Below are 14,236 nucleotides of genomic sequence, written 5' to 3'. Positions count from 1 at the left end.
CTCACGCGCATCCGGTCAGGCCGCGCCGGTGAGCCAGGCGCGCAGGCCCGCCTCGCACGACTCGATCTGGCTGAGCCGAACACGCTCGTCGTCGGCGTGGGCCTTGAGCGGGTCGCCGGGGCCGTAGTTCACGGCGGGCACGCCCATCGCCGAGAAGCGGGCCACGTCTGTCCAGCCGTACTTCGGCTTCGGTTCGCCGCCGACCGCGGCCACGAAGCGCTGGGCGAGCGGGGCGTCGAGCCCGGGGCGGGCGCCCTCGGCGAGGTCGACGATGCGCACGTCGAACTCGGGGAAGAGCTGGCGGATGTGCGCCTCGGCCTCCGCCCCCGACCGGCTGGGCGCGAAGCGGTAGTTCACGTGCACCATCACCTCGTCGGGGATGACGTTGCCCGCCACCCCGCCCGAGATGCCGACCGCGTTGAGGCCCTCGCGGTAGACGAGGCCGTCGACCTCCACCTGGCGCGGTTCGTAGGCGGCGAGCACGCCGAGCACCTCGGAGGCCTTGTGGATGGCGTTGTCGCCCACCCAGCTGCGCGCCGAGTGCGCCCGCAGGCCGTAGGCGCGGATCTCGGCGCGCAGGTTGCCGTTGCAGCCGCCCTCCACCTGCGAGTTGCTCGGCTCGCCCAGGATGGCGAAGTCGCCCGCGAAGAGATCGGGCCGGTTGCGGGCCAGCCGGGTGAGGCCGTTGAGGTCGTTGGAGACCTCCTCGTGGTCGTACCACATCCAGGTGATGTCGACCACGGGATCGGTGAGTTCGGCGGCGAGCTTCAGCTGCACCGCCACGCCCGCCTTCATGTCGACGGTGCCGCGCCCCCAGAGGTACTCCTCGCCGTCGACGGTCTCGTATCGGGTGGGCAGGTTCGCGTTGAGCGGCACGGTGTCGATGTGCCCCGCGATCACCACGCGCTGCTCACGCCCGAGGTGCGTGCGCGCCACGATGGTGTCGCCGTCGCGCACCACCTCGAGGTGCGGGGCCTGGGCGGCGAGCGCCGCCTCGATCGCGTCGGCGAGCAGCGTCTCGTCACCCGAGACCGACTCGACGTCGCAGATCTGCTGGGTGAGCACCGTCGACGACTCGCCGAGGTCGAGAACCGGATGCGCGGGGTCGAATGCCATTGGTCAAGTCTAGAGGCGGGCCGCTTCTCGATACGCTGGGGGTATGCCCGCAGACGAACTCTCCACCGCATCCGCCACCCACGCCTGGGGTCACGGTCTCCAGACCGTCGCGGGCGACGGCGCGGTGCTCGACACCTGGTTCCCGGCGCCCGCGCTCGGAGAGCTGCCCGCCGGTGCCGCGGCACCCGACGAGCTGCGCTCGCACGCGCTGCCGGATGCGCGGCGGAACGTCACGGTGGAGGTCACGACGGTCTCGATCGAGCTGGCCGCTCCCCCGCAGTCCACGCCCGACGCCTACCTGCGGCTGCACCTGCTCTCGCACCTGCTCGTGGAGCCCAACACGATCAACCTCGACGGCATCTTCGGGCACCTGCCGATCGTGGCCTTCACGAACGCCGGCCCCGTGCATCCCGACGACTACACGCGGCTGCGGCCCTCGCTGCAGCGCGAGGGCATCCAGGCCTACGCGATCGACAAGTTCCCGCGCCTGCTCGACTACGTCGCCCCGCCGAAGGTGCGCATCGCCGACGCGTCGCGCGTGCGCCTCGGCGCGCACCTCGCGCCCGGCACCACGGTCATGCACGAGGGCTTCGTGAACTTCAACGCCGGCACCGTCGGAACCTCGATGGTGGAAGGCCGCATCTCGCAGGGCGTGGTCGTGGGCGACGGCAGCGACGTCGGCGGCGGCGCCTCGATCATGGGCACCCTCTCGGGCGGCGGCACGCAGCGCGTGTCGATCGGCCGCCGCTCGCTGCTCGGCGCGAACTCGGGCATCGGCATCTCGATCGGCGACGACAGTGTCGTCGAGGCGGGGCTCTACGTCACCGCGGGCACGAAGGTGGTGCTCATCGACGGTTCGGGCTCGGATGAGGAGAACCGCATCGTGAAGGCGGTCACGCTCTCCGGCGCCCCCAACCTCCTCTTCCGCCGCAACTCCCTCACGGGCGCCGTCGAGGCCGTCTCCCGCACCGGCACCGGCATCACCCTCAACGCCGCCCTTCACGCCTGACGCGCCCGCACGCGTCCCGCCCGCCCTCCACGCCTGACGCGCCCGCACGCGTCCCGCCCGCCCTCCACGCGACCCGCCAAAAATCCTTCCCGCCAGGCGCCGATGGGCGACTTTTTGGCGGATCACCACTGCTGGCGGGTCGTGAGAGCGTCTCGAACCCGGGACACGGTCGAGCGCGGTCCGGCGTGGGGCGTGCGCTTGGTCTCCCGCACGTGCAACCAGCCGGCGCCGAGCAGGGCCTCATGACGCTCGAGATCGCGGTGGTGCTGCCGGTCGTCGGTGCGGTGCTGCTCCCCGTCGTACTCGACGACGACACGCTCCGACCGGTAGACGAGGTCCCCGTATCCGATCAGGGTGCCGTCGTTCTCGAGGATGGCAACGTTGCAGGCGGGTTCCGGAAGTCCAGCGCGCACGAGGCGAAGGCGCAGCTGGGTCTCCCGTGGTGATTCCGCTCCGTCACGCACGAACTCCAGAGCCTCGAGAGCGCGGCGCCGCCCTCGACTGCGCGATGCCAGCACGCGCTGGGTGAGTTCCTCGGGCAGCACGTACGGACGCGGATCGTGGGGATCGGCGAACCGCGGCGTCAGCACGAGGTGATCGGCCGCCGCGACGAGTTCGTCGAGTGTGAGCACCGCCGCCAGGTGGAACCACGTCGACACGGCGTCCACCACGCGCAGCCCGTGTCGCGACACCACTCGGATCGCACGGTCGCTCAGCTCGTGCCCTCGTACCCCGCCGAGCCGTGGCCTGTTGTTCCCGTCGCACGACGAGACGTGCATCACCCCGCTCCGCTCCTCGTGACGAGGTAGAGGCATTCCCCAGAGCAGCGCAGCGGTCGCGTGACTGAAGGCCTGCCCGGGAGCGAGTCGCACCGAGTACGCACGGCAGCGGTCGAGGACACTCGACGGCGAACCCTCCGCGATCCGCACCCCGTGAAAGGGGCGATCGAGGTCTCGTCCCTGGAGCCGCGTCTTGCCGACCCCACGTCGGCGCGCATCGCGCACAGAGAACGCACCCTCACGGAGCGACTCAGGGAGAGGTGTTGAACGGACCACCCCGCCATCGTGCCGCACCTCACCACCGTTGGCACCGCATCCTCGAGCCCTGTGGAAATCTCCCCTCACGAACCGCCAAAAATCCTTCAAAAATCCCGTGGGAAGGAGGATTCTTGGCGGGTCATGAAGGAGAGGTGAGGATGCGCGGGGCGCGCGCCCGCGCGCGCGTCAGCGGGCGGGGAGGTCGCGGGAGGGGGAGCCGAGGTAGAGCTGTTGGGGGCGGCCGATCTTAGTCTGGGGGTCGGCGGCCATCTCGCGCCAGTGGGCGATCCAGCCCGGCAGGCGGCCGATGGCGAACAGCACCGTGAACATGCGCGTGGGGAAGCCCATCGCCTTGTAGATGACGCCCGTGTAGAAGTCGACGTTGGGGTAGAGGCGACGCGAGATGAAGTACTCGTCCGAGAGCGCCACCTGCTCGAGTTCCTTGGCGATGTCGAGCAGCGGGTCTTGCACACCGAGGGCGAGAAGAACCTCGTCGGCGCTCTCCTTCACGAGCTTCGCGCGCGGGTCGTAGTTCTTGTAGACGCGGTGCCCGAAGCCCATGAGACGGATGCCCGCCTCCTTGTTCTTCACCCGCTCCACGAACTTCGCCACACCCTCGCCCGAGTCGCGGATCTGCGCCAGCATCGTGAGCACCGCCTCGTTCGCCCCGCCGTGCAGCGGCCCGAACAGCGCGTTGATGCCCGCGGAGATCGAGGCGAACATGTTCGCCTCGGTGGAGCCGACGAGCCGCACGGTGGAGGTGGAGGCGTTCTGCTCGTGGTCTTCGTGCAGGATGAGCAGGCGCTCCAGCGCCTTCGACAGCACCGGGTTCACCTCGTAGGGCTCCGCCATGGTGCCGAAGTTCAGCCGCAGGAAGTTGTCGACGAACGAGAGCGAGTTGTCGGGGTAGAGGAAGGCCTGCCCGAGGCTCTTCTTGTGCGCATACGCCGCCATGACGGGCAGCTTCGCGAGCAGCCGGATGGTGGAGATCTCCACGTCTTCGGGCTTGTGCGGGTTGAGCGAGTCTTGGTAGTAGGTCGACAGCGCCGACACACCCGAGGAGAGCACCGACATCGGATGCGCGTTGTGCGGCAGCGCGTCGAAGAAGCGCTTGAGGTCTTCGTGCAACAGCGTGTGGCGACGGATGCGTGCATCGAACGCCTCGAGCTCGCTCGCGCTGGGCAGCTCGCCGTAGATGAGCAGCCACGCCGTCTCGAGGTAGGTGAGCGAGGTGGCGACCTGCTCGATCGGGTACCCGCGGTAGCGCAGGATGCCCTGGTCGCCGTCGATGTACGTGATGGCCGACTTGGTGGCGGCCGTGTTGACGAAGCCGTAATCGAGCGTGGTGAGCCCGGTCTGCTTCGTGAGCGAGGAGAGGTCGATCGACGAGGCGCCGTCGACGCTCGGCAGCAACGGGAATTCGGCGGTTCCGCCCGGGTGGGTCAGAGTGACCTTCTGCTCGACGTCTGTCACGGAGCCTCCTTGAGATGTCCTGCCTGAGGTGGTGCTGGCGGGACGCGGACAGCGTCTCGTAGACCGTGACCGCGTTGACCCGTATACAGCCTACTGGCGGCGCGAGCCCACTGTTGCATCCACCCACACTGGCGGATGTCTGTTGGAGGAACTCTCTACAACGCGCCGGCGACAGCGCCGGCGTCTCCGCGCAGCCGCGCGGCCGCCGCCGCGACGCGCTCGTCGCTCGCGGTGAGGGAGAACCGCACGTGCGACGGCGAGGCGTCGCCGTAGAACGGCCCCGGCCCCGCCAGGATGCCGAGCGCCGCGAGCCTGCCGATCGACTCCCAAGCATCCCGCCCCTCGGTGGCCCAGAGGTACAGCCCGGCCTCACTGCGGTCGATCCGAAACCCGGCCGCCTCGACCGCGGGGCGCAGCACCGCGCGGCGAGCGCGGTACAGCTCCTTCTGCGCGGCCACGTGCGCGTCGTCGCCGAGCGCCGCGAGCATCGCCGCCTGCACGGGCGCGGGCGGCATCATGCCGGCCTGCTTGCGCACGGTGAGCAGCCGCGCGATGAGCGCGGGATCACCCGCTGTGAAGGCGGCGCGGTACCCGGCGAGGTTCGACTGCTTGCTCAGCGAGTAGGCGGCCAGCACCCCCGTGAGATCACCCCCGGTGACGCGCGGGTCGAGGATGCTCGGCACGGGCTCGGTCGCCCACACCCCGTCCCAGCCCAGCTCGGCGTAGCACTCGTCGCCCACGATGACCGCGCCGCGCTCCCGGGCCGCCGCCACCAGGATGCGCAACCGCTCCGCGTCGAGCACCGATCCGTCGGGGTTGCCGGGACTGTTCGTCCACACCAGCCGCGTGCCCGCGGGCCAGTCGTCGGGGTCGTCAGCGGCGACCGGGGTGGCGCCGGCGATGATCGCCCCCATGGCGTAGGTGGGGTACGCGACCGACGGATGCACGACCACGTCGCCCTCGCCGAGGCCGAGCATGAACGGCAGCCAGGCCACGAACTCCTTCGACCCGATGGTCGGCAGCACGTTCGCCGCCGTCAGCCCGTGCACGCCCCGGCGCCGATCGAACCACGAAGCGATGGCTTCCTGCAGGGCGGGCGTCCCGGCGGTCGCCGGGTAGGAGTGCGCATCGGTGGCGGCGGCGAGCGCCTCGCGCACCACCGCCGGGGTGGGGTCGACGGGCGAGCCGATCGAGAGGTCGACGATGCCGTCCGGATGCGCGCGGGCGGTGGCCGCGAACGGCACCATCGCATCCCACGGATAGTCGGGCAGCTCCCCTAGCGCCACGTGCCGGGCCGCCCGGTCAGTGCTCGCCCTGGGGCGGCAGCGCGGCCACCAGCGGGTGGTCGTGCTTGATCACGCCCACCTTGGCGGCGCCCCCCGGAGAGCCGACCTCGTCGAAGAATTCGACGTTGGCCTTGTAGTAGTCGGTCCACTCCTCGGGCAGGTCGTCTTCGTAGTAGATGGCCTCGACCGGGCACACCGGCTCGCAGGCACCGCAGTCGACGCACTCGTCGGGGTGGATGTAGAGCGAGCGTTCACCCTCGTAGATGCAGTCGACGGGGCATTCGTCGATGCACGCACGGTCTTTGACGTCGACGCACGGGAGGGCGATGACATAGGTCACAGTGGTTCAGGCTCCTTCGAACACCAGGCAGTCAAGTCTACGCCGCGGGCCGGGATGCTCCGCGCATCCGCGGCCAGGCCAGCACCACCACGGCGACCAGCGGCGCTCCCACCACCCACACCATGCCGAGCACGCTGTCGGGGATGAGTACGGAGCCTCCGGGGCCCGGCAGCGCCAGCAGCGCCACGATCGCGACGGCCCCCGCGGCGGCCGCGAGCGCCGCCCACCGCGACGGCGCCACCATGCGCAGCCCGACGAGTAGCAGGGCGAACGCGGGCAGGGCGATGATGAGGCCGACCGGGAGGTCGAACAGCCCGAACGCGCTGACGGTGATCTGGTGCACGATCGTGCCGAGCACCCCGAACAGGAACCCCAGTGCGAGCGCCACGACGACGGCGAGCACACGCAGACCGGTCGAGGGCACGAGGGCTCCGGATGCGGCGGGCGGGGCGGATGCGACGGCGGGCGGGTACGACACGCCACCAGCCTACGAGGCTCCGCCGCGAGCATCCTGAACTGTGCGCGACACCGCTGTCGACCCCCGCGATGGACAAAAGACCGCCGCGGGTCTACTCTCGACATTCGGTAAGGCAACCCTTACCGCTTTCCTATGAAGAATCGGTTCGCGTGCTCGCCAACTTCCTGATCGGCCTGCGTGAAGGCCTCGAGGCGGCCCTGGTGGTCGGCATCCTCATCGCCTACGTGAAGAAGCTCGGCCGGGCCGACGTGCTCGTGCGGCTCTGGATGGGCGTGGGTCTCGCCGTGCTGGTGGCCCTCACGCTCGGCGCGGTGCTCACCTTCGGGGCCTACGGGTTGAGCTTCGAGGCGCAGGAGGCCATCGGCGGCTCGCTCTCCATCATCGCCACCGGGTTCGTCACCTGGATGGTGTTCTGGATGCTGCGCACCAGCCAGAACCTCAGGGGAACCCTGCACAGCGACATCGACAAGGCGCTCGTCGGCGCCGGCTGGGGGCTCGTGCTCGTCGCGTTCCTCGCGGTGGGCCGCGAGGGCATCGAGACGGCGCTGTTCATCTGGGCCGCCGTGCAGGCGACCGGCGAGACCACGCTGCCGATCCTCGGCGCGGCGCTCGGCATCGCCGCCGCGGTCGTGCTGGGTTACCTCATCTACCGGGGGCTCGTGCGCATCAACCTCGCGAAGTTCTTCGCCTGGTCGGGCGGGTTCCTCATCCTGGTCGCCGCCGGAGTGCTGAGCTACGGCGTGCACGACCTGCAGGAGGCCGGCATCCTCCCGGGGCTGAACAACCTCGCCTTCGACGTGAGCGCCGTCATCCCGCCCGACAGCTGGTACGGCACCCTGCTGAAGGGCACCATCAACTTCTCCCCCGCCACCACGTGGCTCGAACTCGTCGTCTGGCTCGCCTACTTCGTGCCGACGATGCTGCTCTTCCTCCGCGCCGTGCGCCGAGGACCGAAGACGACGGCCGCACCAGCAGAGGCCGCCACCACCCCACGCACCGCACACAGCTAGGAGCATTCGTGAAGACCAAGTCCCTCCTCGCCACGGCCACCGCGGCCGCGGCTCTGCTCGCCCTCTCGGGGTGCGTGCCGAACGCGTCGTCGTCGAGCGACACCGCAGCCATCACGGTCGACAGCACGGCCGACGACTGCGTCGTGAGCGCCTCCACCGCCACGAGCGGCACGCTCACCTTCTCGGTCACCAACTCGGGCGACCAGGTGACCGAGTTCTACCTGCTCGCCGACGACGGCCTGCGCATCGTGGGCGAGGTCGAGAACGTGGGCCCCGGCATCTCGCGCGACCTCGTGGTGCAGGCCCAGCCCGGCGACTACTTCACCGTGTGCAAGCCCGGCATGGTGGGCGACGGCATCGGCAAGGCCGCGTTCTCGGTGACCGGCGACCGCGTCGAGCTCGCCGGCGACCTGCAGGACCAGGTCGACGCCGCGGCGGCGAACTACGTCGCCTACATCAAGGACCAGGTGGCCCAGCTCGTGGTGGGCACCCAGACCTTCGTCGACGCCTACCTCGCCGGGAACGACGACGAGGCCCGCGCCCTCTACGCCACCACCCGCGCGAACTACGAGCGCATCGAGCCCGTCGCGGAGTCGTTCGGCGACCTCGACCCGGCCATCGACTTCCGCGAGGCCGACGTGGCCGAGGGCGACGAGTGGACCGGCTGGCACCGCATCGAGAAGGATCTCTTCCCGCCGGCGGCCGCCGACAACGGAGGGGTGGAGTACACGCCGCTCACCTCGGACGAGCGCAGCTACTACGCCGAGAAGCTCGTGGCCGACACCCAGCTGCTCGCGGACGCCGTGAACGCGGCCGACTACACCGTGTCGATCGACGCCATCTCCAACGGCGCCATCGGCCTGCTCGAGGAGGTCGCCTCCGGCAAGATCACCGGTGAGGAGGAGATCTGGTCGCACACCGACCTGTGGGACTTCCAGGCCAACCTCGAGGGCGCCCGTGTGGCCTACGAGGGCGTGCGCGACATCGTCGAGGAGAAGGACCCCGAGCTGGTCACCACCATCGACGAGCGCTTCGCGTCGCTGGAGACCCTGCTGGCCGGCTACGGCAGCCTCGACGACGGGTTCGTCTACTACACCGACCTCACCCCCGACGAGGTGAAGGAGCTCGCCGACGGCGTCTCCGCGCTCAGCGAACCGCTCAGCCAGCTCACCGCGACGCTGGTGGGCTGAGCGCCCATCCGCTGCACCTACAGTTGATCGCATGACCGACCACCACGACGAACCGGCGCCGGCACGCCCGGGCATCTCCCGACGGGGACTGCTCGGGCTGGCCGGCGCCGGCGTCGTGGGGGCCGGGGTCGGCTTCTCGCTCGACCGCTTCGTCGTCGCCCCCGCCACAGCATCTGCCTCCGCGCAGGAGAACGCGGCGGTGTACCCGTTCTACGGCACGCACCAGTCGGGCATCATCAGCCCCGCGCAAGACCGGCTCCACTTCGCCAGCTACGACGTCGCCGCCGACCTGTCGCGCGACGACCTTATCGAGCTGCTGCAGGACTGGAGCGCCGCCGCAGCCCTCATGACAGCGGGTCAGCCGGTCGGTCAGTACGGCGCCGTCAACGGCCCCTACGACGCACCGCCCGACGACACCGGCGAGGCCCTGGGTCTGCCCGCATCCGGTCTCACCATCACCTTCGGGTTCGGCCCCACCCTCTTCACCGCGGCCGACGGCACCGACCGCTTCGGCATCGCCGCGCAGCGTCCGGCGGCCCTCGTCGACCTGCCGCACTTCCCCGCCGACATGCTGCAAGACACGCTCACGGGCGGCGACCTCTGCATCCAGGCCTGCAGCGACGACCCCCAGGTCGCGGTGCACGCCATCCGCAACCTCTCCCGCATCGCGTTCGGCCGCGCGGCCATCCGCTGGTCGCAGCTCGGCTTCGGCCGCACCAGCTCCACCACCACGGCGCAGGCGACGCCGCGCAACCTGTTCGGGTTCAAGGACGGCACCGCGAACATCAAGGCCGAAGAAACGGAGGTGGTCGACGAGCAGGTGTGGGCCTCCGCCGACGACGGGGCGGCCTGGATGGCGGGCGGCTCCTACCTCGTGGCCCGCAAGATCCGCATGACCATCGAGACCTGGGACCGCACCTCGCTCCGCGAGCAGGAGGCGATCGTGGGCCGCACGAAGGGCGAGGGCGCGCCGTTCTCGGGCGGCACCGAGTTCACCCCGCCCGACTTCGCCGCGACGGGCCGGGGCGGCGAGCCGCTCATTGCGACGGATGCACACGTGCGGCTGTCTCATCCCGACCAGAACGCCGGCGCCCAACTGCTGCGCCGCGGCTACAACTTCGTCGACGGCAACGACGAGCTCGGGCGGCTGAACGCGGGCCTGTTCTTCATTGCGTTCCAGCGCGACCCCCGCACCCAGTTCATCCCGATCCAGCTCAACCTCGCCAAGAACGACGCGATGAACGAGTACATCCGGCACGTGGGTTCGGGCATCTTCGCGGTGCCCCCGGGGGCGAGCGAGGGCGGCTACGTGGGCGAGACCCTTTTCGGGTGACGCGCGCCGACTTGACCTCCACCGGGGTCGAGGTTCTACGGTCGGTGGTGTGACCTCACCGCCCGATCTCGCTCCGGTAACGGATGGGCTGTTCTCCTCGAGGTTCCGGCTGGTGACGCTGGGCGCCATCGTCCTGGTGTTCGTGGCCGCGTTCGAGAACCTCGCGGTCACCACGGTGATGCCGGTGATCGCCGCCGAGCTCGACGGGGCCGAGCTCTACGCCGTCGCGTTCGCGGCCCCGCTGGCCGCCTCGGTGCTCGGGATGGTCGCGGCCGGCATCTGGTGCGACCGCACGGGTCCGCGCACGCCGCTGGTGCTCGCGGTGGGGCTGTTCTTCGCGGGACTGGTGGTCGCCGGCACGGCGCCCGTCATGGAGCTGGTGGTGCTCGGCCGCCTCGTGCAGGGGCTCGGGTCGGGCGGCACGACGGTGGCGCTCTACGTGATCGTGGCGCGAGTGTATCCGGGCGCGCTGCAGCCCAAGGTGTTCGGGGCGTTCTCGGCGGCGTGGGTGCTGCCCGCCCTGGTGGGGCCGTTCCTGGCGGGCGTGATCGGCGACACGGTGGGCTGGCGCTGGGTCTTTCTCGGCGTGGCGGCGCTCGTGGTGCCGGCGGCGCTCATGGTGGCACCGGCCATGCGGGTGCTGCGCGGCGTGCCGGCGGGGGCGGATGCGCGGGCGGATGCGGACGCGGTCGCCGAGACGGATGCGCGAGGCTACGGCGACGGCGGCCCTCGCGACGGCGGCCTTCGCGATGGTGGTCAGGCCGTGGGTTCGGAGGCGCCCGGGCGCCCGGTGGCTCGCATCCTCTGGGCGGCCGGACTCGCCCTGGCGGTGCTCGTGCTGAGTGCGTCGACCGAACTCGAAGGGGCCTTCGTGTTCGTGGCCGCCACGCTCGGCTTCGTCGTCGCCCTCGTGGCGCTGCGCCCGCTCACGCCACCGGGCACGCTGCGGGCGGGCCGCGGACTGCCGAGCGTCATCCTGGCCAAGCTCGCGCTCGCGGGCGGCTACTTCGTGGCCGAGATCTACCTGCCCTATCTCTTCACCGCCGAGCACGGGCTCTCACCGGCCGCGGCCGGGCTCTCGCTGACGGTGAGCGGTGTGTTCTGGGGTGGCGCGTCGCTGCTGCAGGGCCGCCTCGGGTCGAGGCTGTCGAGCCGGTCGAGCGTGCGTATCGGGGTGGCCGCCGTGCTGCTCGCCCTGGCCGTGGTGCTGGTCGCCGCCGCCTTCGAGCTCCCGGTCTGGGTGGCCATCGCCGGATGGGCGATCTCCGGCACGGGGATGGGGCTGGCCTACCCACGGCTGTCGGTGCTCGTGCTCGGGCACTCGGAGCCCGAGCGGCAGGGGTTCAACAGCGCCGCGCTCAACATCGCCGACGCCGCGGGGCCCGCGATGTCGATCGCGCTGGGCGGCATCCTGTTCCAGTCGGTGGCCGGGGCGGGTGTGTCCGCGGGCGCATCGTCGGCGATATCGTTCGCCGCCGTGTTCGCCCTCGGACTCGTTCTCACGGCCTGCTCGTGGGCGATCAGCGCCCGCATGCCGCGCGACTGAACGGGGCTACTGCGACGCCGACTGCGTGACGATGTAGGTGGCCGTGACCGCGCCCGACCCGTCGTCGGCGACGGTGACGAGCACCGAGTACGTGGGCCCCACGTACATCCCTGTGCCGGAGCCGTCGGTGAACCCCGAGAACTGCGACTCGAAGCCGGCGGCCACGAGCTGGTCGTTGATGCTCGTGAAGGAGGCCTGCGGGTCGGAGACCGCCACCACGACCGTCCAGCCCCCGCCCTCGGCGGTGTCGACGGCCACGCCGCCCTGGATCTCGCCGTCGTAGAGCGGCACCTCGGTGGGGAAGCCGTCGGGAAGGCCGCCGTCGGAATTGAGGTCGACGTCTCCCCCGCCGGCCTGCTCCACCGCGCCCTCGACGATCTGCTCCACCGGGTTGCCGATGCAGCCGGTGAGCGCCGGCGCGAGCAGGGCGCCCAGCGCTAGGGCGAGGGCGGCGGACGTCTTCGTGAGCCTCATGCCCCCGATTATGGCCGCATCCGGGGCCCCGCGCTACTGGTTGGCGCGCTTGAGGTTCGCGGTGCGTCGGGCGCGCGCGTTCTGGTCGAGCTCCACCTTGCGGATGCGCACCGTCTCGGGCGTGACCTCGACGCACTCGTCCTCGCGGGCGAACTCCAGGCACTCTTCGAGCGAGAGCTGGCGCGACGGCGTCATCGACTCGAAGGAGTCGGCCGTCGACGAACGCATGTTCGTGAGCTTCTTCTCCTTCGTGATGTTCACGTCCATGTCGTCGGCGCGCGAGTTCTCACCGATGACCATGCCCTCGTAGACCTCCTCGGTGGGGTTCACGAAGAAGGTCATGCGCTCCTGCAGGCCGATGATGGCGAACGGGGTGACGACGCCGGAGCGGTCGGCCACGATGGAGCCGTTGTTGCGGGTGACGATGGACCCCGCCCAGGGCTCGTAACCGTGCGAGATCGCGTTGGCGATACCGGTGCCGCGGGTGATGGTGAGGAACTCGGTGCGGAAGCCGATGAGGCCGCGCGAGGGCACGATGAACTCCATGCGTACCCAGCCCGTACCGTGGTTCGACATGCCCTCCATGCGGCCCTTACGCGCGGCCAGCAGCTGGGTGATGGCGCCGAGGTGTTCCTCGGGCGCGTCGATGGTGAGGTGCTCGAAGGGCTCGTGGGTCTTGCCGTCGATCTGGCGGGTGACCACCTGGGGCTTGCCGACGGTGAGCTCGAAGCCCTCGCGGCGCATGTTCTCGACCAGGATGGCGAGGGCGAGCTCGCCACGGCCCTGAACCTCCCAGGCGTCGGGCTGCCCGATGTCTTCGACCCGGAGCGACACGTTGCCGATGAGCTCGCGGTCGAGGCGGTCCTTCACCATGCGGGCGGTGAGCTTGTGGCCCTTCACCTTGCCGACGAGCGGCGAGGTGTTGGTGCCGATGGTCATCGAGATGGCGGGGTCGTCGACCACGATGGCGGGCAGGGGACGCACGTCCTCCGGGTCGGCGATGGTCTCGCCGATGGTGATGTTCTCAATGCCCGCGATGGCCACGATGTCGCCGGGGCCGGCCTTCTCGGTCGGGTAGCGGGTGAGCGCCTTGGTCATGAGCAGCTCGGTGATGCGCTGGTTCTGCACCGTGCCGTCGTGCTTGACCCACGCGACCTGCTGGCCCTTCTTGATCTCGCCATTGAACACGCGCAGGAGCGCGAGGCGGCCGAGGAAGGGCGAGGAGTCGAGGTTGGTGACGTGGGCCTGGAGGGGCGCCTCGTCGTCGTAGGTGGGGGCCGGGATGTGCTCGAGGATGGCGCCGAAGAGCGGCTCGAGGTCGCCGTTGTCGGGCAGCTCGCCGTTGGCCGGCTTGTTCAGGCTCGCGGCGCCGTTACGGCCCGAGGCGTAGACCACCGGCACGTCGAGGATGGCGTCGAGGTCGAGGTCGGGCACGTCGTCGGCCAGGTCGGAGGCGAGACCCAGCAGCAGGTCTTGCGACTCTCCGACGACCTCGTCGATGCGCGCATCCGGCCGGTCGGTCTTGTTGACCAGGAGGATGACGGGGAGCTTCGCCTCGAGGGCCTTGCGCAGCACGAAGCGGGTCTGCGGCAGCGGGCCCTCGCTGGCGTCGACGAGCAGCACCACGCCGTCGACCATCGAGAGGCCGCGCTCCACCTCGCCGCCGAAGTCGGCGTGGCCCGGGGTGTCGATCACGTTGATGGTGATGGGGGCGCCGGTGGCGTGCACGCCGTTGTACGAGATCGCCGTGTTCTTGGCGAGGATCGTGATGCCCTTCTCGCGCTCGAGGTCGTTCGAGTCCATCATGCGGTCGTCGGCGTCGAAGTGCGCGTCGAACGAGTTCGTCTGCGTGAGCATGGCGTCGACCAGGGTGGTCTTGCCGTGGTCGACGTGGGCGACGATCGCGACGTTGCGCAGGTCGGAACGGGTGGCATGGGCCATGGG

The 14,236-nt window shown here is 70.4% G+C and carries 13 protein-coding genes; 5 read left to right on the top strand and 8 right to left on the bottom strand.

What is annotated here, in order from left to right; genetic code table 11:
* Positions 1-15: 15 nt before the first annotated feature.
* The gene (gene dapE / locus N1031_RS11125) at positions 16-1,116 is read right to left on the bottom strand and encodes a succinyl-diaminopimelate desuccinylase (protein WP_259479707.1); all 1,101 of its coding nucleotides are present in this window, start codon (positions 1,114-1,116) and stop codon (positions 16-18) included.
* Positions 1,117-1,159: 43 nt separating this feature from the next.
* On the opposite strand from dapE, the gene dapD reads away from it, so the two are divergent.
* A complete protein-coding gene (gene dapD / locus N1031_RS11120) occupies positions 1,160-2,125 on the top strand; it encodes a 2,3,4,5-tetrahydropyridine-2,6-dicarboxylate N-succinyltransferase (RefSeq protein ID WP_259479706.1) in 966 nt (321 codons plus the stop codon).
* 122 nt (positions 2,126-2,247) lie between these two features.
* On the opposite strand, the gene N1031_RS11115 is transcribed toward dapD, so the two are convergent.
* The 5 genes from N1031_RS11115 to N1031_RS11095 form a co-directional block, all read right to left on the bottom strand.
* The gene (locus tag N1031_RS11115) at positions 2,248-2,907 is read right to left on the bottom strand and encodes a DUF559 domain-containing protein (protein ID WP_259479705.1); all 660 of its coding nucleotides are present in this window, start codon (positions 2,905-2,907) and stop codon (positions 2,248-2,250) included.
* Positions 2,908-3,348: 441 nt separating this feature from the next.
* Positions 3,349-4,635, bottom strand: a complete 1,287-nt coding sequence (locus N1031_RS11110; protein ID WP_259479704.1) for a citrate synthase — start codon at positions 4,633-4,635, stop codon at positions 3,349-3,351.
* 155 nt (positions 4,636-4,790) lie between these two features.
* Positions 4,791-5,921, bottom strand: a complete 1,131-nt coding sequence (gene dapC, locus N1031_RS11105; protein WP_259479703.1) for a succinyldiaminopimelate transaminase — start codon at positions 5,919-5,921, stop codon at positions 4,791-4,793.
* Between the two features lie 16 nt (positions 5,922-5,937).
* Positions 5,938-6,261 (bottom strand): ferredoxin, encoded by a 324-nt coding sequence (gene fdxA / locus N1031_RS11100; protein ID WP_259479702.1) that lies wholly within the window; start codon positions 6,259-6,261, stop codon positions 5,938-5,940.
* A 37-nt stretch (positions 6,262-6,298) separates the two neighbouring features.
* Entirely contained in the window at positions 6,299-6,739 is a 441-nt protein-coding gene (locus N1031_RS11095) for a hypothetical protein (RefSeq protein WP_259479701.1), read from the bottom strand.
* Between the two features lie 149 nt (positions 6,740-6,888).
* On the opposite strand from N1031_RS11095, the gene efeU reads away from it, so the two are divergent.
* The 4 genes from efeU to N1031_RS11075 are packed head-to-tail and all read left to right on the top strand — an operon-like array spanning position 6,889 to position 11,818.
* The gene (efeU, locus tag N1031_RS11090) at positions 6,889-7,749 is read left to right on the top strand and encodes an iron uptake transporter permease EfeU (protein ID WP_259479700.1); all 861 of its coding nucleotides are present in this window, start codon (positions 6,889-6,891) and stop codon (positions 7,747-7,749) included.
* 8 nt (positions 7,750-7,757) lie between these two features.
* Positions 7,758-8,939 (top strand): iron uptake system protein EfeO, encoded by a 1,182-nt coding sequence (efeO, locus tag N1031_RS11085; protein ID WP_259479699.1) that lies wholly within the window; start codon positions 7,758-7,760, stop codon positions 8,937-8,939.
* A 31-nt stretch (positions 8,940-8,970) separates the two neighbouring features.
* Positions 8,971-10,272, top strand: a complete 1,302-nt coding sequence (gene efeB / locus N1031_RS11080) for an iron uptake transporter deferrochelatase/peroxidase subunit (RefSeq protein ID WP_259479698.1) — start codon at positions 8,971-8,973, stop codon at positions 10,270-10,272.
* 49 nt (positions 10,273-10,321) lie between these two features.
* Positions 10,322-11,818 (top strand): MFS transporter, encoded by a 1,497-nt coding sequence (locus N1031_RS11075; RefSeq protein WP_259479697.1) that lies wholly within the window; start codon positions 10,322-10,324, stop codon positions 11,816-11,818.
* Positions 11,819-11,824: 6 nt separating this feature from the next.
* On the opposite strand, the gene N1031_RS11070 is transcribed toward N1031_RS11075, so the two are convergent.
* Both N1031_RS11070 and typA read right to left on the bottom strand, forming a co-directional pair.
* Entirely contained in the window at positions 11,825-12,292 is a 468-nt protein-coding gene (locus N1031_RS11070) for a hypothetical protein (protein ID WP_259479696.1), read from the bottom strand.
* 33 nt (positions 12,293-12,325) lie between these two features.
* Positions 12,326-14,233 (bottom strand): translational GTPase TypA, encoded by a 1,908-nt coding sequence (gene typA / locus N1031_RS11065; RefSeq protein ID WP_259479694.1) that lies wholly within the window; start codon positions 14,231-14,233, stop codon positions 12,326-12,328.
* Positions 14,234-14,236 lie beyond the last annotated feature (3 nt).

This window comes from Herbiconiux moechotypicola, from assembly GCF_024979255.1.
Lineage (GTDB): Bacteria > Actinomycetota > Actinomycetes > Actinomycetales > Microbacteriaceae > Herbiconiux > Herbiconiux moechotypicola.
Note: the sequence above shows the minus strand (reverse complement) of the source record. Positions and strands in the feature narration are given on the sequence as shown.

Coding starts and splice junctions, on each gene's coding strand:
- dapE (WP_259479707.1), bottom strand. CDS start 1,116: ATGGCATTCGACCCCGCGCATCCGGTTCTCGACCTCGGCGAGTCGTCG.
- dapD (WP_259479706.1), top strand. CDS start 1,160: ATGCCCGCAGACGAACTCTCCACCGCATCCGCCACCCACGCCTGGGGT.
- efeB (WP_259479698.1), top strand. CDS start 8,971: ATGACCGACCACCACGACGAACCGGCGCCGGCACGCCCGGGCATCTCC.
- N1031_RS11070 (WP_259479696.1), bottom strand. CDS start 12,292: ATGAGGCTCACGAAGACGTCCGCCGCCCTCGCCCTAGCGCTGGGCGCC.
- typA (WP_259479694.1), bottom strand. CDS start 14,233: ATGGCCCATGCCACCCGTTCCGACCTGCGCAACGTCGCGATCGTCGCC.